This window comes from Pseudoalteromonas sp. T1lg65 (assembly GCF_051930985.1).
Classification (GTDB): Bacteria; Pseudomonadota; Gammaproteobacteria; order Enterobacterales; family Alteromonadaceae; genus Pseudoalteromonas.
Map to the genome: position 1 here is coordinate 292,758 of NZ_CP196837.1, position 17,589 is coordinate 310,346.

Consider the following 17,589-nt stretch of genomic DNA (forward strand, 5'->3'; position numbering starts at 1 on the left):
GACTGTGAGTCATCTTGCTCATTACAAATTAGGGATCACTTTATAATTCGTTCACTTCTCTGTAGTGAGAGTCCCTATTTTATAACATGCCCCTTAGGACATACGGTAGGATTCCACCATGTTGATAATATTGCCACTCTTTTGGGGTATCTATACGAATATCCACGGTAAATTTTGTTTGTTTCCCTTGCTCGTCGGTAGCAGTTACTTCCGTTTGAGCAGCCCCTTCGCTAATAGAAGCAATATCATATTGCTCCTCTGCGGTTAAATGAAGTGATTGATAGCTTTGATTTTTTTGAAATTGCAGTGGCAATATACCCATCCCAATTAAGTTAGAACGATGAATACGCTCAAAGCTTTGCGCAATAACGGCTTTGACCCCAAGCAGAAGAGAGCCCTTTGCCGCCCAGTCTCTTGAGGAACCGGTGCCGTATTCTTCGCCTGCAAGCACGATTAGCGGAGTCCCTTCTTGTTGATATCGCATGGCCGCCTCGAAAATACTCATCAGCTCACCATCAGGTAAGTATCGTGTTACACCACCTTCGGTACCGGGGGCGAGCAAGTTTTTTAGTCGAATATTGGCGAATGTGCCTCGCACCATTACTTCGTGATTTCCCCTTCGAGAGCCATAGGAGTTGAAGTCATTAACTTGTACACCCTGTGCTTGCAGATATTCACCTGCAGGTGCAGAAGCTTTGATATTTCCAGCCGGAGATATGTGATCGGTGGTTACCGAATCAGCTAGTTTGGCTAAACATCGTGCCGCTGTGATAGTGGGAATACCGGGTGGTTCAAGACTTATATCATCAAAAAATGGAGCCTTACGTATGTAAGTTGAGTCATTTTTCCAGTGATACAGTTTATCTTTGTCTACTTGTATTTGTTGCCAATTTTGATCACCTAGGTATACATCAGCGTAGTTTTTGGAAAACATGCTTTTGGTCACGACGCGTGAGACGAGGGCGTTTATTTCCTCAGAAGAAGGCCAAATATCTTTGAGATATACGGGCTGTCCCTGTGCGTTAACGCTAATGGGGTCTTGATAAAAGTCAATATTGGTTCGACCCGCCAGTGCATACGCGACAACCAGCGGAGGTGAGGCGAGGAAGTTCATTTTAACGTCTTGGTGGATCCGCCCCTCAAAATTGCGGTTTCCCGATAGCACAGAGCTGACGATCAGCTGATGATTGACAACAGCATCGCTAATCTCTTTTGGCAATGGGCCCGAATTACCGATACAGGTTGTACAACCATAGCCAACAAGGTTAAAGCCAAGTTCAGCAAGAGGGGTTAATAAGTCAGCTTGAGATAAATAGTCTGTCACCGCTTTAGAGCCTGGTGCCAATGAGGTTTTTACCCAAGGTTTAGATTTCAGTCCCAGCGCAATGGCTTTTTTGGCCATTAATCCCGCAGCTAGTATTACGTTTGGGTTTGATGTATTGGTACAACTGGTAATTGCTGCAATTACGCAAGCACCGTCTGACAACTCGATTTGTTCACCATTGTGGTCGAACTTTCCGGTTCCTAAGGTTACGGGCTCTTGTTGGTTTACACGAGATGTGCCACCTTCATCCACATTTCTGGCTTCTTCTAAATCGGATCGAGTATTCGCTTGACTGCGCTCTTGTTGCAGCGCTTTTAGATAGGATTCAATAGTTGCTTTTGCTGCGGTTAATGGTATTCGATCTTGTGGCCGTTTAGGGCCTGCAAGACTGGGTACCACAGTATTGAGGTCGAGTGAGAGTACTTCACTATAATTTGGTGCATCACCCGGATAGCGCCACATGCCTTGATGCTTAGCATATTGCTCTATGAGGTTAAGCTTTTTTTCATCTCGGTTGGTCAGTCGTAAGTAAGCTAGCGTTTCTTCGTCGATTGGGAAAATTCCGCAGGTAGCACCGTATTCAGGAGCCATATTGGCGATAGTTGCTCGGTCTGCCAAAGTTAACTCAGCTAAGCCATCGCCGAAAAACTCAACAAACTTACCGACTACACCATGTTTTCGCAGCATTTCTGTAATAGTGAGCACTAAATCTGTTGCTGTTGCGCCTTCAGATAATTGTCCTTCGAGTTTTACGCCGACCACTTGTGGAATAAGTAAAGAGATAGGTTGGCCTAGCATAGCGGCTTCAGCTTCGATACCTCCGACCCCCCAGCCGAGTATACCAAGCGCGTTGATCATCGTAGTATGAGAGTCGGTTCCGACTAGCGTATCTGGATAGGCGAAAGTACCTTTATCTGCGGATTGCTCAAATACCACTCTAGCAAGGTATTCTAAATTAACCTGATGCACTATGCCTGTTGCAGGCGGTACAATTTTCAGGTTATCAAAAGCAGTTTGACCCCAGCGTAAAAATTCGTAGCGCTCTTGATTGCGTTGATATTCTATTTTTGCATTTAGATCAAATGCACCGGCGTGTCCGTATTCGTCTACTTGCACCGAATGATCTATCACCATCTCCGCAGGCGACAGGGGGTTGATTTTACTTGGATCTCCGCCTAGTTGAGCCATGGCATCGCGCATTGCAGCCAGATCCACAATTGCGGGGACACCAGTAAAGTCTTGCATCACCACTCGAGCAGGTGTGAAAGCTATCTCTTTACTGGGGGCTTCGCTTGCTTGCCAATTCAGTAATGCTTCAATATCTGCTTTTTTGACGTTTTCCCCATCTTCGTGTCGAAGAAGATTTTCCAGCAGTACTTTCAGCACGAAAGGTAATCTTTGTGCTTTGTCTCCTAACGACTGTAAAGAATAAATTGAAAAGCATTGTTCTCCAGCTTGTAGTGACGTTAGGGTGTTGAATGAGTTTTTCATAGAGTTGCCTTCCTTATCATCGTGAAACCTGAGCTATACAGATCCGCTATAGCCAATGAAATTCTAATTAGTAGTAGAACTAAGTGTAGACCTGATGACGCGAGGTAGCTTTTTCAAGGGTAAAGGAAGAATGGCAGGAGAATGCGCTAGATAAACCACAAATCGCACTCACCTGCTTGCTAAGCTTAGCCAAAAGAAATGGGCTTTCTACCTGTGTTTTTATCGACTTGTGAAGCGTGCTTGTCTTTTTTATTTTTCTTAGCTGAGGCTTTGGCATTCACTTGCGCAGGTTTTGGCGTTGCTGCTTTTCTTGGCGTCGGTGTAACACCTTCAGCAAGCGTTAGCAAAAATGTATCGCCATCAAAGTAGATGGTGTCACCAGCGTATATTTTTTTACGTTTTTGCGTACAGATTTCGTTGTTTAGCCCAACGTAGCCTTCATTGATGAGCAGTTTGGCATGTCCGCCAGTTTCAGCAAGATTGAGTATCTTAAGTAAATTGCATAACTCAATCGGCTCTTCTTCCAGTTCAATTTCAATATACTCATCTTGCATTTGTGGACTCCTCAACGGTAATGAGCACAGTATATAAAAATCTAAGGAAAAATGACGCAACATTTTTAATAGCAAGCGAATGGTATTATTAATGAATAGGTAGTTATTGTTGTCTATTTGACCTCATGCTAGTGTACATACGCTTTAATAATTGCTTAAAAGAGAGGGAGTTAAATGAGAGCGTTATTAATTATAATGGCGTTGATTTTGTCTGGGTGTAGCAAAAATACAATCCATATTTATGAAGTAGGGCTAAAGCCAGATTCAAAGCAACAACTCATTAATGAGCTGGAAGCTCGTGGCATCAATTATCACTTTACAGATTTGCCAGTCCCAGAGCGCTACGACGGTGCACATCTCAATGTCCATCCTCTTGAACTAGAAAGTAAACAAGTTTATGACTTGAAAGAAATAGTTGCTTCACTTGGCTTTAAATACGTCGAAATCGAGCCTTTCAATAAAGAAAACCACCGGTACACACCGGGAAATATAGGCTTGTACTTGGTACAAAATCGTCAAGCTCAGCAACTACCTGAAGTGTTATTTGCAGATAACTGTGACAGCGATGAGTTGAAAATAACATTTAAGCCTTCGGGAAAGTGGCAACTTATCGACTCAAATCAGCATGGCACTTGGCAATTTGAAATGGGCTATTTGACGCTTTTTTGGTATGAAGAAGGAAATAAATATCCATATCGGCAAGCTTATGAGCAGTCAGATGAAATGGTGAATACGTTTTTTGGCCCAAAGCCAGCAAAGCGATACACGAGGATCGATTCCTTTAAAAAGCCTGTTAGTATTATGAATTGCGATTTACAGGTTATTTTGGCCGAATGAATTTATAATCAGTAGGATTTATTCCTTGATCTAAAGTGCAGTTGAGGTTTTACCTTACCGAGATTACAGATAAAAGGACCTCACCATGGAAACAACAACCATTGAAAACTACATAAAAAGTTTAGAATTACCTGCTAAGCAAGGCCTGGACTTAGTTAGTGCGTTGCAACGCAATCATTTAGCCAAATACGCATTTTCTAGCATCAATGCGATGCAAGCTGAGCAATTGTCGTTAGAACAAGATGCGCTATTTAAACGGGTCATTGTAGATAAGCAAGGGGGCTATTGTTTTGAACATAATAAGATAGCCTATTTAGCCTTGCAGCAGCTCGGGTTTAACGTCCGTCCAGTATTGGCAAGAGTCACCCTTAACGGCACTATGACCAATCCCAGAACCCACCGTATGACTTTACTTACTTTAGAGGATCGTCAGTATCTAGTTGATGTCGGGTTTGGTGTAAAGTCGCCGAGGATCCCCTTGGATATTGATCTGAGTTGTGCGTCTGAAGGTAGCAACAGCTATCGTATTGAACGTGAACAGGATATCGTGAAGATCATCTTGCAAGAAGCAAATGAAACACCAGTACAATTGTACCAAGTTGAGCTGAGTGAAATATTTGAAGGCGATTGCGAAGTCGCGCATTTTTATTCCCATCAACATCCGGAAGCTTCGTTTGTAAATAACTTAGTAGTTTCTCGAATTGACGCTCAGCAGCGTTTTTTGCTCCGCAACCAAAAGTACTTTGTGTGGGATGAATCAAAGGGGACATGTACAGAACAAGCAATTACAGACTTTGCGCATCTGCAAACTTTGGTGCGTGATATATTTTGGTTGGATATTAACGAAGAAAAACTAAAAAGCACCTATGATAAAGTCATCACACGTGCTTTAAACAAGCCAAGCTAGCTCTCTAATCTTGATACAATAAAGTAGGGGTTGAGATATTCGGCTTTTGTATTATAAAGCAGCGGAGAACCATCAAGTTGACTAACCGTGGCTCCTGCAATACTGGCGACTGCATGACCTGCGCCAGTATCCCACTCCGAAGTTGGTCCAAGGCGCGGGTAGATATCTGCTTTGCCTTCTGCAACCAAACAAAGTTTCAACGAGCTGCCTTTTGGCACCATTTCAGTCTCATCAAACTGCTCAAGGAATTGGGCAAGATCTGGTGAAGGGTGTGATCGAGAGCCCACCACTTTGATTAAGCCCGTATTGGCTTTTTTAGTGACCTTAAGTTCAATGCGGGCTTCTCCACATTGTTTAAACGCACCGATGCTTTTTTCAGCTAAGTAGCTTTCGTTGATTGCTGGAGCATGTACTACACCTAGTATCGGTTCGCCTCTGTCGATAAGCGCGATGTTTACTGTAAATTCGCCATTTTTCTTAATGAACTCTTTGGTGCCATCGATAGGATCAACCAGCCAATACTGTTGCCATAGCTGTCGTTCACGCCAGTCAATTGACGCACTTTCTTCGCTTAAGATTGGTAGGTCTGGAGTGAGCTGCTTAAGTCCTGCGACGATTATCTTGTGCGCGGCCAGATCTGCTTCTGTTACTGGGCTTTCGTCTTCTTTATATTCGACGCTGAAATCTTTGGCATAGATTTCCATAATTGCATCACCAGCTTGGATACTTAAATTCAGTACTTCTTCTAGCAGATCGGTATGGTTCATAACTTACCCTATTATGTTTTTAGACTTGAGATATTGTAGAAGCTGTTGAACAGAATCATCCAGCGACTGCTCTGAAGTATTTAAACATATTTCTGGGTTAATGGGGGGCTCGTATGCTGAATCAATTCCAGTGAAGTGCTTTATTTCCCCCGCTCTGGCTTTTTTGTACAAACCTTTTGGATCGCGTTGTTCACATATATCTAGTGGTGTATTTAAGAACACTTCTATAAATTCCCCGTCTTCGACTAAGTTGCGAACCATATCGCGCTCAGCCTGAAATGGTGAAATAAACGCAGTTAATACGATTAGTCCAGCATCCACCATCAGCTTGCTTAGTTCACCCACCCGACGGATGTTTTCTACTCGGTCTTCATCACTAAAGCCAAGATCTTTACAAAGACCATGTCTGACGTTATCACCATCCAATAAATAGGTATGCACGCCTTGAGAAAATAGCGCTCTTTCAAGTGCGTTCGCGACGGTACTTTTTCCTGAACCAGAAAAGCCCGTAAACCAGAGTACACAAGGCTTATGGCCTTTTTGCTCGGTACGATTTGATTTTTCTACGGCATAATTATGCCAGACAATATTTTGGTCCATGAAAACGTCTCACTAAAACGGAAAAACAAATGGAATGGTGATCAATACGGTACACGAATAAATGAGTGACAAAGGCAACCCCATAGTCACATAATCTTTAATTCTATAGTTGCCAGCACTGTATACCATCAAGTTAGTTTGATAGCCAAAGGGCGAAATAAAGCTTGCGGATGCGCCAAACGCAACGGCCATAACGAAGGGCAGAGGGTTGACACCAAAACCTGCAGCTAGGGCATAGGCAACCGGAAATGATAATGCAGCAGCAGCGTTATTGGTGATCAACTCTGTAAATATTACCGTCATAATAAAAATAGCGATGAAGGCGCCATACGGTCCAAAGTCGCCAAGCGCCCACAATAGGCTTTCTGAAATTTGGCTGGCAAGGCCGGTGTTAATCATCAATTTTGCTAGTCCAATTGCACTTCCGACAATAGCGACTAACTCAATCGGGAAACGGCGTTTCATCTCGTTGACTTTCACCGTCCCCATTAGGACGAACGCAAGCAGCAATACCATTAAGCCTTTTACTAAAGGGACGATATCAAACAGACTCAGAGCAATGACTGTAGCAAAGCTAGCAAGCACCGCGTTAGAGCGAGGCTTGCTCAGATGTGTTTGTAGATCAACACCCGAAATATAAACAAACTCTCGCTTCAAGTTAGGAAGCTCATAAAAATCGCTACTTGGTGCCAAAATTAGTGAATCACCTGCCTGTAAACGGACCTGACCTATACCACCTTGTAGACGGTCGTGGCCACGCCTAACCGCAATAATGGCAGCGTGAAACTGTTCTCTAAAACGAATTTCTTTAATGGTTTTCCCAAGGAAGCGCGATGATTGACTAACCACTACTTCAACCAGATGCTCGACGTCTTTTTCGTGTTTATCATGAACAATCTTGAGACCATCGAAACGCTGCAGTAATGGTACCGAGTTGATGTTGCCAACAAACAATAGCAGATCACCGGCTTGAATTTCTTGTTGTGGGGTCACTGCACAAATACGTCTTTCACCACGAATAATCTCGGCAAGAAATAGGTCCTTTAATTCACGTAGGCCGTTTTCTTCAACCGTTCTGCCAACCAAACGAGAAGCCGCTTCTACTCGACCTTCTAAATAGAACGGGACGACTTCGTCATCATTTCGGCCGTTGTCTGGTAAGTAACGCAACATCAAAATAATGGTTAGCAAACCGACAGTAAGTACTGCAATTCCCACAAGTGTGAAATCGAAAAAGCCTAACGGGGTCATACCTGCGTCGATGGCAAAACCATTCACGATCAGGTTAGTTGAGGTCCCAATCAGTGTGAGTGTTCCACCCAAAATTGCAGTGTAGGACAGTGGCAATAACAATTTCGAAGGAGCATGTGTTTTGCTTTCTTTTACTGTACTGATTAGCGATGCCACCACCGCAGTATTATTGGTAAACGATGAGAGAAACGCAGTCGACAGACCAAGTTTGAGCACCGCTTTAGCAAGACTGCCATTCGCCATAGATTGCGCTAGCTTTTGTACTAGCGTGGTTTTTTCTATGGCAATGGACGATAAAATCAGTAATACCAGAGTGATCAGCGATGGATTAGCAAAGTTCACCAGCATACTTTCCAGATCAATGAGTCCAGTCAGGTAGCTGCTCGCAATTGCACCACTAAAGAGCCAAGCAGGGTTAATGCGAGTGCCAAAAAGACACAGCACTAACGCCAGCATTATGCCTGTTAAAATGACTTGTTCCAGTATCATGTCATGCTCCCATTAACAGGCATGTGATTACTATTTAAGCTTGGTAATATCAACAGCTTGCCAATGAGGGAAGTGTTTGCGTACCAAGGCATTAAACTCTACTTCGAAGTCACTGAATTGACTAGGCTTATTGTAACTGGCCGGCTGTACAGTTTCTATCATACCTGCACCAATGGTCAGATTGCTTATTCTATCGATAAGAATAAACGCACCCGTCTCACGGTTATCGCGATATACATCAGCAACGATGCTTTCAGTCAGTTCGATGGTCACAATAGCAATTTCATTTAACTGTAGCGAGTCAGCTGAACCATGTTGCAAGGTGTTCACATCAATTGTGTGATCAATGCGCGTGACAATCGCAGCGGTGTTTTTGCTACCAAGTTTAAAGTTATAGCTTTTTCCGAGCTGTAGCGGCTCTTCATGCATCCATACTAGCTTTGCGGTGATTTGGTTAGTAACCTGAGCCGTTGAATCTGCTGATACAATGACATCACCTCGGCTCACATCAACTTCATCATTCAAGGTGAGGGTAATTGCTTGGCCAGTCTCTGCTTGAGCGAGATTACCGTCAAATGTCACGATTTCCTTGATGCTTGACTGCTTGCCAGAAGGCAGCACTTTTACAGCATCGCCGACAGCTAAGCTTCCCGAGCTCAATGTGCCTTGAAAGCCTCTGAAGTCAAGATTCGGACGCACCACGTATTGCACAGGTAAACGCGCTTCAAAACGGTGATTTGCTTCCGCTGCTGGTGAATCTTCTAGCAGCTCTAATAATGGTTTATCGGTGTAATAAGGTGTATGTTCTGAACGATTTACTACATTATCACCTTTCAATGCAGACATCGGTACAAAACGAATATCTTTAACGTTTAATTGCTCTGCAAATTTCAAATAATCTGCTTTGATCTTTTCATACACCGCTTCATCAAAATCGACAATATCCATTTTGTTGATAGCAACGACAAATTGTTGAATGCCTAACGAGTCACAGATAAAGCTGTGGCGTTTTGTTTGCACCTGCACACCGTAACGTGCATCGACCAAAATGATGGCAAGATCACTGGTTGAAGCGCCAGTCACCATGTTACGAGTGTACTGTTCGTGTCCTGGTGTATCGGCGATAATAAATTTGCGTTTTGCAGTCGAAAAGTAACGATAGGCAACGTCGATAGTAATGCCTTGCTCACGTTCTGCTTGCAGACCATCTACTAGTAGTGCGAGATCGAGCTCTTCACCAGCATTACCTACTTTTTCATTGTCTTTGTGTAGCGCAGCGAGTTGGTCTTCATAAATTTGATGACTGTCATGCAGCAGGCGACCGATCAGAGTTGATTTACCATCGTCCACACTACCGCAAGTCATTAAGCGTAATAAGCTTTTACCTTGTTGACGGCTCAAGTAAGCGTCAATGCCTAGTTCTCTTACTTCATTCGCAGTTGACATTAGAAATACCCCTCACGCTTTTTCTTTTCCATTGATCCGGCTGAATCATGGTCGATCACTCGGCCTTCTCGTTCTGAGGAAGTCGATAACAACATTTCCTCAATGATCCCAGTTAAGGTATCTGCTTCTGACTCTACCGCGCCTGTCAGTGGATAACAGCCCAATGTTCTAAAGCGTACAGACTTCATTTGTGGTACTTCTCCATCCTCTAACGGCATTCTGTCATCATCAACCATGATCAAGGTACCATTGCGTTCAACAACCGGGCGAGGTTTGGAAAGATATAAAGGCACGATTTCAATGTTTTCCTGATAGATATACTGCCAAATATCTAACTCAGTCCAGTTAGAAAGCGGGAATACACGGATGCTTTCGCCTGGATTTACTTGGCCGTTATAGGTATTCCAAAGCTCTGGACGCTGATTTTTTGGGTCCCAGCGATGATGCTTGTCACGGAACGAATAGACACGCTCTTTTGCACGTGATTTTTCTTCGTCACGTCTAGCCCCGCCAAAAGCAGCGTCAAAGCCGTACTTATCTAATGCTTGCTTTAACCCCTGGGTCTTCATTACATCAGTATGTTTTGCTGAGCCGTGGGTAAATGGCCCAATTCCCATGGCAATACCTTCTGGGTTTTTGTGCACAATCAGGTCAAAGTTATATTCTTTGGCTAGGCGGTCGCGAAACTCTATCATTTCTCTGAATTTCCAGTCGGTGTCGACATGAAGTAGTGGAAATGGAATTTTCGCTGGGAAAAATGCCTTGCGTGCAAGGTGTAACAGTACCGATGAATCTTTACCAATTGAGTAAAGCATGACGGGGTTGTCAAATTCAGCGGCAACCTCTCTCATTATCTTGATACTCTCAGCTTCTAACTGCTGGAGGTGTGTTAAAGCCATGGTTAGTTCCTACTTTAAGATTGTCATTCTTTATTCAAGCGACTGCTGTGATTGGCTGAGCATAACTACTAACTTGCTCAGATGTACCAAACCACGCTAATTGCTGATGTAAAGCGGCGACTTCGCCAATAATTAATAGTGCTGGAGAACGAATATCGTGTTCAGCGATGGTATCTGCAAGCCTTTGCAAGGTTGTTGTTACCACTCGTTGATTTTGTCTAGTACCATTCTCTACGATAGCCACGGGTGTTTCTGGCGCTCTACCATGTGTTAATAACTGTGACTGTATATGTGGAGATTTAATGACACCCATATATACAGCAAGCGTTTGATTTGGCTTTGCCAAAGACGCCCAATCTAGTTCTTGACCTTCTTTTTTACAGTGGCCTGTAACAAATTGGATTGCTTGAGCATGATCTCGGTGTGTCAATGGAATACCAGCATAGGCGCTACAGCCTGCTGCTGCGGTAATTCCTGGCACGATTTGATATGCGATACCGTGCTCTGCAAGCACTTGCACTTCTTCTCCGCCACGGCCATAAATAAACGGGTCTCCCCCCTTGATACGGCATACTTTTTTACCCTGGTTGGCAAGTTCAACTAGCATACGGTTGGTTTCTTCCTGTTGTACACTATGATGGCCTGCCTTTTTACCAACACAGATAAGATCGGCATCTCGACGGACTAACTCCATGATTTCTTCTGAAACTAGGTAATCATAGACAACAACATCGGCCTGCTGCATTAATTGCAAGGCTTTCAAGGTCAATAGCTCTGGGTCACCAGGGCCTGCACCGACTACGTAAACTTCGCCGCGAGGAGTAGCGGTATCGGATAACATTTCGTGTAGTTGTTGTTCGGCGTCTGCGAGACGGCCTTTTTGCACTTCACTGACCACATTGGAGTCAAACACTTTCTCCCAAAACTGACGTCGGTCGGCAAAATGCTGAAAGCGTGCTTTTACATTACTGCGAAATTTACCAACTAGTTCTGCAAGCGGGCCAATATGCTGAGGTATTAACGTTTCTAATTTTTCTCGCAGTCTTCTTGCCAATACAGGTGCCGTGCCAGCGCTAGAGATAGCGATCGTGATAGGGTTTCTATCAACAATAGAGGGAAAAATAAAACTACATTTAGGCTGATCGTCTACCACATTAACAAAAATATTGTTTGCTTCAGCTAATTCCGCGACTTGTGCGTTAACCGCATCAATATCTGTAGCAGCAATCACCAGCATTTGATTGACTAAATGGGCCTCATTAAAAGTACTTTCGATTAAGTTCACTTGCTGTTGTTCAGCTAGCTCAATGAGTTGTTGACAAAATTCGGGTGCGACTAAAGTGACTTTAGCTCGAGCTTTAAGAAGTGCTGCGCATTTACGCAGGGCAACATCACCTCCACCCACGACTAAAACGGGTTTGTTATCTAGTTTGGTGAATATAGGTAAGTACTGCACGTGCACCTCTTGGTTCGCTATTACTACGATGACTTTACCGTCAATAATAAAGTCATTCATTCGATGCTGGCAGCATATAGAGGTGTGTTCAGTAGAAAAAATAATTAAAACCGAAATTATATAACCAAAGGTTATAAGAGGGCGCTAAACTCTAGTTAGTTCTGCATAAACAATCAGTTGCTTAGCGGAGCTAAGAGAGTTGCAGTATTTATAGTGTTTGGTTATGAATTATAATAAGTGATGAACATGTGGGGTAGTTAGACCGGACTTATGTCCTGTGAGGCTTTTTCGTATTCGCGTTAACTGGCTAAGTACAAAGATAAAAGGAAATAAAGGCAATTAAGATGACGGCATTAACAGCCCCCGCAGCAAAGATTTTAGCTTTGGTGGATCTAACCTCGCTGAATGATTCGGATACGCATAAGTCCATCTATGATCTCATTGATAGCATCGTCCCTTCATTGGGGTTGCCAGCAGCTATCTGCGTTTATCCACAGTTTGTGAAATTAGCAAAACAGTACTTGTTAGAAAAAGGATTGCAGGCCGTAAGTGTGGCAACGGTAACAAATTTTCCTTCCGGTTCTATGCCATTAACCGAAGTACTCAAGCAAACTGAGCAAGCAATTAGTGATGGCGCCGATGAAATAGATCTCGTGATGCCTTACCAGCACATCCAAGCTGGTGATCCAGATACTCCTTGGCAATATGTGTTTTCATCTAAACGAGAATGTGCTGGTAAAGCGAAGCTGAAAGTGATTATTGAGAGTGGTGTGTTAGCAGAGCAAGAACTTATTGCTAAAGCAACCGAAGTCGCGATTTTGGCCGGGGCCGATTTTGTTAAAACGAGTACCGGAAAAGTTCCCGTCAATGCTACATTAGCAGCAACCGAAGTGATGCTTAATACAATAAAGCAGTTAAACTCAAACTGTGGCTTTAAAGCTGCGGGAGGTGTCAAAACTGTTACACAGGCACTACAGTATTTACAACTTACGGAACATATCATGGGTAGTGAATGGATTAATGCATCACATTTTAGATTTGGTGCTTCAGGGTTATTGAAAGATATTTATGAGCAAAGAACTGAGAACTAGTGAAATAGAAAAAATTGCCTTGGAACATGACGCGGTTAAGCTATTCTTGCGTCAGTATGAGCAAGAGTTTGGCACGCCAATGCGACATATTTGGCATAATGAACCGAACCGCCCTGATGTAAGCTGTTACCAAGGTAATGAACAACTAGATATAGAAGTCGCACATTTTTATGCCAGCGAAACAGAAGCCATGGCTGTACTCGGAAGAGAGCTCGGATTGCACTTGCAGCATGAATTGGCTGAAATGGCGTGGGCGCCAGACAAAGACCAATTAAAAGTCGGTTTGCAAAGACTGCTAAATCAAAAGGCAAAAAAGCGTTATCAATCTGAGCGCGTTTGGTTACTGATCCGTAATGCTAGTCCGCTTTATCACTTATATGATTTTACCAAACTAAAGTCGGTCTGGAGCGAACCAGATGAACATCCTTTTGAACAAATTTGGCTGCTGTGCGACTTCCATGAAGGTGGGCTTTTGCGCTTATTTTAAACAGTGTGAGCTGGGTTAGCGAATTTGTAAGCCTGAAATATGCATTTGCATATCTTTTACTCTTGTTTTCGTTTTCTTCGTCAGTATAATGGGCATCCACTTTGCAGGGGCGTAGTTCCAATTGGTAGAACAGCGGTCTCCAAAACCGATGGTTGCGGGTTCGAGTCCTGCCGCCCCTGCCAATTCACTAGCCAGTCTGCATTTAAAATAACGTGACCCGGTAAAAGTCGCTTATTTGTAAATTTGGATTGAATGGATTTACCCTGTTATATGCGGGGTTGTTGTGTCTGTATTTAAGGTAAAATTGTTATGAGCACTAATGTTGAAAACTCGTCAAGCTCGATGGACACGGTAAAGTGGCTGGTCGCTATCACTCTGCTTACAGGAGCGGTTGTTGGTAATTATCTATACGCCGATTTATCTGTTTTAATACGTGCTGTTGGTGTAGTTGCCGCAGTGGCTGTGTCGTTCGGTATCCTAGCCACGACTGAAAAAGGCCGTACGTTTATTGCGTTTGCTAAAGAATCTCGTATCGAAGTACGTAAAGTAGTTTGGCCTACGCGTCAAGAAACTACTCACACAACCTTTATCGTGATGATTGCAACTGTGATCATGGCTCTGATCCTATGGGGATTAGATGGCATATTATTCCGCGTTGTTGGCTTTTTAACTGGATTGGAGATCTGATCCCATGTCGGATGAGAATAAAGAAAAGAAATTACGCTGGTACGTAATTCAAGCATTTTCAGGTTTTGAAAAGCGCGTAGCTCAAACCATCATTGAACATATCAAAATTGAAGGTTTAGAAGAGTACTTCGGTGAAATACTAGTACCGACGGAAGAAGTGGTAGAAATGCGTGCCGGTCAGAAACGTAAATCTGAACGTAAATTCTTCCCAGGGTATGTGCTTGTTGAAATGGTAATGAACGATGCCTCTTGGCACTTGGTGAATAGTACGCCTCGTGTGATGGGTTTCGTTGGTGGTACATCTGACAGACCTGCACCAATTAGCAAGAAAGAAGCTGACCGCATTCTTAACCGTCTGCAAGAAAATGCAGAAGCACCTAAGCCAGCAACGTTGTTCGAACCTGGTGAAGTAGTCCGAGTGACTGATGGTCCATTTGCTGATTTCAGCGGTGTGGTTGAAGAAGTTGATTATGAAAAAAGTCGCTTGAAGGTATCGGTACTTATCTTCGGTCGTTCTACGCCAGTTGACCTTGAATTTGGTCAGGTTGAGCAAGATAAGTAAACTCTTTATAGTTTAGAGTTGTCAAAGGCCGCTGATTAATCTATAATCAGCGGCCTTTTTGTATATGCTGAAACTCAGCTACAAAAAGATTGAATTATTAATTGGGAAGCCGCTTGAGTACGCGTCCTCGCGCGCACAAGGCTAAGACCCACAAATGAGGTATTATCATGGCTAAGAAAGTTGAAGCTCTAATCAAGCTACAAGTTGCTGCTGGTATGGCTAACCCTAGTCCTCCAGTAGGTCCTGCACTAGGTCAACACGGTGTAAACATCATGGAATTCTGTAAAGCGTTCAACGCACGTACAGAGTCTATCGAGAAAGGTGCACCGGTTCCTGTAATCATTTCTGTTTACAGTGACCGTTCATTCACTTTTGAAATGAAAACTCCACCCGCTTCTTTCCTACTTAAGAAAGCTGCTGGTATCAAGTCTGGTTCTGGTCGTCCTAACACTGAGAAAGTTGGTACAGTTACACGTGCTCAGCTTGAAGAGATCGTTGAGACAAAACGTCCAGATCTAACTGCTGCTGATATGGATGCAGCTGTACGCACGATCGCAGGTTCTGCACGTGCAATGGGCTTGAACGTAGAGGAGTAATTGAGAATGGCTAAATTAACAAAGCGTATGCGTACTATCCGCGAAAAAGTGGATGCGACAAAAGAGTACGAAATCAATGAAGCTGTTGCTCTTCTAAAAGAACTAGCTACTGCTAAGTTCGTTGAAAGTGTTGACGTTGCTGTAAACCTAGGCATCGACGCTCGTAAATCAGACCAAAACGTACGTGGTGCAACTGTACTACCTCACGGTACTGGTCGTGATGTTCGCGTTGCTGTTTTCACTCAAGGTGCTAACGCAGAAGCTGCTAAAGAAGCTGGTGCTGATTTAGTAGGTATGGAAGACCTTGCAGAGCAAGTTAAAAAAGGCGAAATGAACTTTGACGTTGTTGTTGCTTCTCCGGATGCAATGCGCGTTGTTGGTCAACTAGGTCAAATCCTAGGTCCACGTGGTCTTATGCCTAACCCAAAAACAGGTACTGTAACGCCTAACGTTGCAGAAGCTGTTAAAAATGCTAAAGCTGGTCAGGTTCGTTACCGTAACGACAAGAACGGCATCATCCACACAACTATTGGTAAAGTAAGCTTCGACGCTAACCAACTTCAAGAGAACCTTGAAGCGTTAATCGTTGCGCTTAAGAAAGCTAAACCTTCTACAGCGAAAGGTACTTTCGTGAAGAAAGTAAGCATCTCTACCACAATGGGTGCTGGTGTTGCTGTTGATCAAGCTACTCTAAATACTCAAGTAGTATAATTTAGAGAATAGCATTTACATGGCGTAAAAATTAGACTATAATTTTGCGCCATTTTGTAGAGAAGTGTTCTTCTTTACAAAGAAAGAATTCGGGTTGAAGCGCATAATTTCGAAAATTGTTTATCTTATTGGTCTACAATGAATCGATAAATTGCGTTTCCGTCCAAGACCGTAGGTGCAAGAGCTTGCTTTTGCTTAATTTTTCCTACGTAGACGGTGTGAATCCCAGCTAGATTTTTCCTAATCTTCTGGTTCTCGCCGTAAAAAGCAGCTCCACGTGAGTGGAGTAGAGTAGAACTGGGAAGTACTTCCCAACAAACCAGGAGTAACACCCATGGCTTTAAACCTTCAAGACAAAAAAGCAATTGTTGCTGAAGTCAACGAAGCTGCCAAAGGTGCTCTATCTGCAGTTGTTGCAGATTCTCGTGGTGTAACAGTAGACGCTATCACTGCTCTTCGTAAAGAAGCTCGTGAAGCTGGTGTATGGATGAAAGTAGTTCGTAACACCCTAGCTAAACGCGCTGTAGAAGGCACTGATTATGAATGTCTAAACGAATCACTAGTTGGTCCAAGCCTTATCGCTTTCTCTTCAGAGCACCCAGGTGCTGCTGCGCGTATCTTTGCAGATTTCGCGAAAAAGAACGAAGCATTTGAGCTTAAAACTGCTGCATTCGAAGGTAAAGTTGTTGATGTAGATATGCTTGCTAAGCTACCTACTTACGACGAAGCTGTTGCACGCTTAATGAGCGCTATGAAAGAAGCGGCTGCTGGTAAATTGTGTAAAACAATTGAAGCTATCCGCGTTAAGAAGGCTGAAGAAGCTGCTTAATAGCACGCTATTCACTTTCTCGAATCACTTTTTTGAACCTCATGGGTTCGTAAATAATTAGGAAATTTGCAATGTCTGTAACTAAAGACCAAATCCTTGACGCTATTGCTGAAATGTCAGTAATGGAAGTTGTTGAACTAGTTGAAGCAATGGAAGAGAAGTTCGGCGTAACTGCAGCAGCTGCTGTTGTTGCTGCTGGTCCAGCTGAAGCTGCTGAAGAGAAGACTGAGTTCGACGTAATCCTAGCTGCTGCTGGCGGTAACAAAGTTGCTGCAATCAAAGCGGTACGTGGCGCAACAGGTCTAGGCCTTAAAGAAGCTAAGGCTCTAGTAGAGTCTGCTCCTGCACCTATCAAAGAAGGTGTATCTAAGGAAGAAGCTGAAGCACTTAAGAAAGATCTTGAAGAAGCTGGTGCTCAAGTTGAGATCAAGTAATCTAGCACCCGCTAGGTTCGCTGCCTGAGAAATCAGGCAAGGGCTGGTGATTATTTAATCACCGGCCCTTTTGCGCTATAGAGCGATGCATTCCTATTGCGCTTAAAATCTCTAAATTTCACTTTTATTTTCAATAGGTTAATTTGATTTTGTTGAAAATAGAAATGGCAT

At 43.4% G+C, this 17,589-nt stretch carries 18 protein-coding genes and 1 tRNA gene; 11 read left to right on the plus strand and 8 right to left on the minus strand.

From position 1 onward, the window contains the following. Nucleotides 1-79: 79 nt before the first annotated feature. Both acnA and ACSLBF_RS01360 read right to left on the minus strand, forming a co-directional pair. Entirely contained in the window at nucleotides 80-2,815 is a 2,736-nt protein-coding gene (acnA, locus tag ACSLBF_RS01355; protein WP_440054839.1) for an aconitate hydratase AcnA, read from the minus strand. A gap of 185 nt (nucleotides 2,816-3,000) precedes the next feature. Then, nucleotides 3,001-3,369, minus strand: coding sequence for an RNA-binding S4 domain-containing protein (locus ACSLBF_RS01360; protein ID WP_440054840.1), 369 nt, complete (start codon nucleotides 3,367-3,369; stop codon nucleotides 3,001-3,003). A 174-nt stretch (nucleotides 3,370-3,543) separates the two neighbouring features. Between ACSLBF_RS01360 and ACSLBF_RS01365 the strand changes: the two genes are divergently transcribed. Both ACSLBF_RS01365 and ACSLBF_RS01370 read left to right on the plus strand, forming a co-directional pair. Beyond that, the gene (locus tag ACSLBF_RS01365) at nucleotides 3,544-4,206 is read left to right on the plus strand and encodes a hypothetical protein (protein ID WP_440054841.1); all 663 of its coding nucleotides are present in this window, start codon (nucleotides 3,544-3,546) and stop codon (nucleotides 4,204-4,206) included. 85 nt (nucleotides 4,207-4,291) lie between these two features. After that, on the plus strand, nucleotides 4,292-5,113 hold the full coding sequence (locus ACSLBF_RS01370; RefSeq protein ID WP_440054842.1) for an arylamine N-acetyltransferase family protein: 822 nt from the start codon (nucleotides 4,292-4,294) through the stop codon (nucleotides 5,111-5,113). Here the strand turns inward: ACSLBF_RS01370 and cysQ are convergent. The 6 genes from cysQ to cysG are packed head-to-tail and all read right to left on the minus strand — an operon-like array spanning nucleotide 5,110 to nucleotide 12,021. Further along, the gene (gene cysQ, locus ACSLBF_RS01375; protein WP_440054843.1) at nucleotides 5,110-5,880 is read right to left on the minus strand and encodes a 3'(2'),5'-bisphosphate nucleotidase CysQ; all 771 of its coding nucleotides are present in this window, start codon (nucleotides 5,878-5,880) and stop codon (nucleotides 5,110-5,112) included. The genes ACSLBF_RS01370 and cysQ overlap by 4 nt on opposite strands. Nucleotides 5,881-5,883: 3 nt before the next feature. Next, nucleotides 5,884-6,480 (minus strand): adenylyl-sulfate kinase, encoded by a 597-nt coding sequence (gene cysC / locus ACSLBF_RS01380; RefSeq protein WP_440054844.1) that lies wholly within the window; start codon nucleotides 6,478-6,480, stop codon nucleotides 5,884-5,886. A 12-nt stretch (nucleotides 6,481-6,492) separates the two neighbouring features. After that, nucleotides 6,493-8,217, minus strand: a complete 1,725-nt coding sequence (locus ACSLBF_RS01385) for an SLC13 family permease (protein ID WP_440056179.1) — start codon at nucleotides 8,215-8,217, stop codon at nucleotides 6,493-6,495. Between the two features lie 33 nt (nucleotides 8,218-8,250). After that, nucleotides 8,251-9,666, minus strand: coding sequence for a sulfate adenylyltransferase subunit CysN (gene cysN, locus ACSLBF_RS01390; RefSeq protein WP_440054845.1), 1,416 nt, complete (start codon nucleotides 9,664-9,666; stop codon nucleotides 8,251-8,253). Continuing rightward, nucleotides 9,666-10,565, minus strand: a complete 900-nt coding sequence (cysD, locus tag ACSLBF_RS01395; protein ID WP_440054846.1) for a sulfate adenylyltransferase subunit CysD — start codon at nucleotides 10,563-10,565, stop codon at nucleotides 9,666-9,668. Before cysD ends, cysN begins: the two co-directional genes overlap by 1 nt. A gap of 34 nt (nucleotides 10,566-10,599) precedes the next feature. Beyond that, nucleotides 10,600-12,021 carry a siroheme synthase CysG gene (gene cysG, locus ACSLBF_RS01400; RefSeq protein WP_440056180.1) on the minus strand — a complete coding sequence of 474 codons (1,422 nt, stop codon included), beginning with the start codon at nucleotides 12,019-12,021 and terminating at the stop codon, nucleotides 10,600-10,602. A gap of 344 nt (nucleotides 12,022-12,365) precedes the next feature. On the opposite strand from cysG, the gene deoC reads away from it, so the two are divergent. The 9 genes from deoC to rplL all read left to right on the plus strand — a co-directional run bounded on the left by deoC (nucleotide 12,366) and on the right by rplL (nucleotide 17,418). Next, nucleotides 12,366-13,112 (plus strand): deoxyribose-phosphate aldolase, encoded by a 747-nt coding sequence (gene deoC, locus ACSLBF_RS01405; RefSeq protein WP_440054847.1) that lies wholly within the window; start codon nucleotides 12,366-12,368, stop codon nucleotides 13,110-13,112. Next, complete coding sequence (locus ACSLBF_RS01410; RefSeq protein ID WP_440054848.1) at nucleotides 13,090-13,599, plus strand: hypothetical protein; 510 nt, start codon at nucleotides 13,090-13,092, stop codon at nucleotides 13,597-13,599. Before deoC ends, ACSLBF_RS01410 begins: the two co-directional genes overlap by 23 nt. 105 nt (nucleotides 13,600-13,704) lie before the next feature. Further along, nucleotides 13,705-13,781 (plus strand) — tRNA-Trp (locus ACSLBF_RS01415). Between the two features lie 127 nt (nucleotides 13,782-13,908). Further along, the gene (secE, locus tag ACSLBF_RS01420) at nucleotides 13,909-14,286 is read left to right on the plus strand and encodes a preprotein translocase subunit SecE (protein WP_440054849.1); all 378 of its coding nucleotides are present in this window, start codon (nucleotides 13,909-13,911) and stop codon (nucleotides 14,284-14,286) included. Nucleotides 14,287-14,290: 4 nt separating this feature from the next. Further along, nucleotides 14,291-14,848: a transcription termination/antitermination protein NusG gene (gene nusG, locus ACSLBF_RS01425; RefSeq protein WP_440054850.1), complete on the plus strand. Its 558-nt coding sequence runs from the start codon at nucleotides 14,291-14,293 to the stop codon at nucleotides 14,846-14,848. Between the two features lie 167 nt (nucleotides 14,849-15,015). Next, nucleotides 15,016-15,444, plus strand: a complete 429-nt coding sequence (gene rplK, locus ACSLBF_RS01430) for a 50S ribosomal protein L11 (RefSeq protein ID WP_440054851.1) — start codon at nucleotides 15,016-15,018, stop codon at nucleotides 15,442-15,444. A gap of 6 nt (nucleotides 15,445-15,450) precedes the next feature. Then, complete coding sequence (rplA, locus tag ACSLBF_RS01435; RefSeq protein WP_440054852.1) at nucleotides 15,451-16,155, plus strand: 50S ribosomal protein L1; 705 nt, start codon at nucleotides 15,451-15,453, stop codon at nucleotides 16,153-16,155. Nucleotides 16,156-16,489: 334 nt separating this feature from the next. After that, nucleotides 16,490-16,984, plus strand: a complete 495-nt coding sequence (gene rplJ, locus ACSLBF_RS01440; RefSeq protein ID WP_440054853.1) for a 50S ribosomal protein L10 — start codon at nucleotides 16,490-16,492, stop codon at nucleotides 16,982-16,984. 71 nt (nucleotides 16,985-17,055) lie between these two features. After that, nucleotides 17,056-17,418, plus strand: a complete 363-nt coding sequence (rplL, locus tag ACSLBF_RS01445; RefSeq protein WP_010376226.1) for a 50S ribosomal protein L7/L12 — start codon at nucleotides 17,056-17,058, stop codon at nucleotides 17,416-17,418. The last annotated feature ends 171 nt before the right edge of the window (nucleotides 17,419-17,589 follow it).

Bases quoted from the DNA above. Each gene is read 5' to 3' on its own strand.
- cysN (WP_440054845.1), bottom strand. From the start codon at position 9,666: ATGTCAACTGCGAATGAAGTAAGAGAACTAGGCATTGACGCTTACTTG.
- cysD (WP_440054846.1), bottom strand. From the start codon at position 10,565: ATGGCTTTAACACACCTCCAGCAGTTAGAAGCTGAGAGTATCAAGATA.
- secE (WP_440054849.1), top strand. From the start codon at position 13,909: ATGAGCACTAATGTTGAAAACTCGTCAAGCTCGATGGACACGGTAAAG.
- rplJ (WP_440054853.1), top strand. From the start codon at position 16,490: ATGGCTTTAAACCTTCAAGACAAAAAAGCAATTGTTGCTGAAGTCAAC.
- ACSLBF_RS01365 (WP_440054841.1), top strand. From the start codon at position 3,544: ATGAGAGCGTTATTAATTATAATGGCGTTGATTTTGTCTGGGTGTAGC.
- nusG (WP_440054850.1), top strand. From the start codon at position 14,291: ATGTCGGATGAGAATAAAGAAAAGAAATTACGCTGGTACGTAATTCAA.
- ACSLBF_RS01360 (WP_440054840.1), bottom strand. From the start codon at position 3,369: ATGCAAGATGAGTATATTGAAATTGAACTGGAAGAAGAGCCGATTGAG.
- rplA (WP_440054852.1), top strand. From the start codon at position 15,451: ATGGCTAAATTAACAAAGCGTATGCGTACTATCCGCGAAAAAGTGGAT.
- ACSLBF_RS01370 (WP_440054842.1), top strand. From the start codon at position 4,292: ATGGAAACAACAACCATTGAAAACTACATAAAAAGTTTAGAATTACCT.
- acnA (WP_440054839.1), bottom strand. From the start codon at position 2,815: ATGAAAAACTCATTCAACACCCTAACGTCACTACAAGCTGGAGAACAA.
- ACSLBF_RS01410 (WP_440054848.1), top strand. From the start codon at position 13,090: ATGAGCAAAGAACTGAGAACTAGTGAAATAGAAAAAATTGCCTTGGAA.
- rplL (WP_010376226.1), top strand. From the start codon at position 17,056: ATGTCTGTAACTAAAGACCAAATCCTTGACGCTATTGCTGAAATGTCA.
- deoC (WP_440054847.1), top strand. From the start codon at position 12,366: ATGACGGCATTAACAGCCCCCGCAGCAAAGATTTTAGCTTTGGTGGAT.
- cysC (WP_440054844.1), bottom strand. From the start codon at position 6,480: ATGGACCAAAATATTGTCTGGCATAATTATGCCGTAGAAAAATCAAAT.
- rplK (WP_440054851.1), top strand. From the start codon at position 15,016: ATGGCTAAGAAAGTTGAAGCTCTAATCAAGCTACAAGTTGCTGCTGGT.
- cysQ (WP_440054843.1), bottom strand. From the start codon at position 5,880: ATGAACCATACCGATCTGCTAGAAGAAGTACTGAATTTAAGTATCCAA.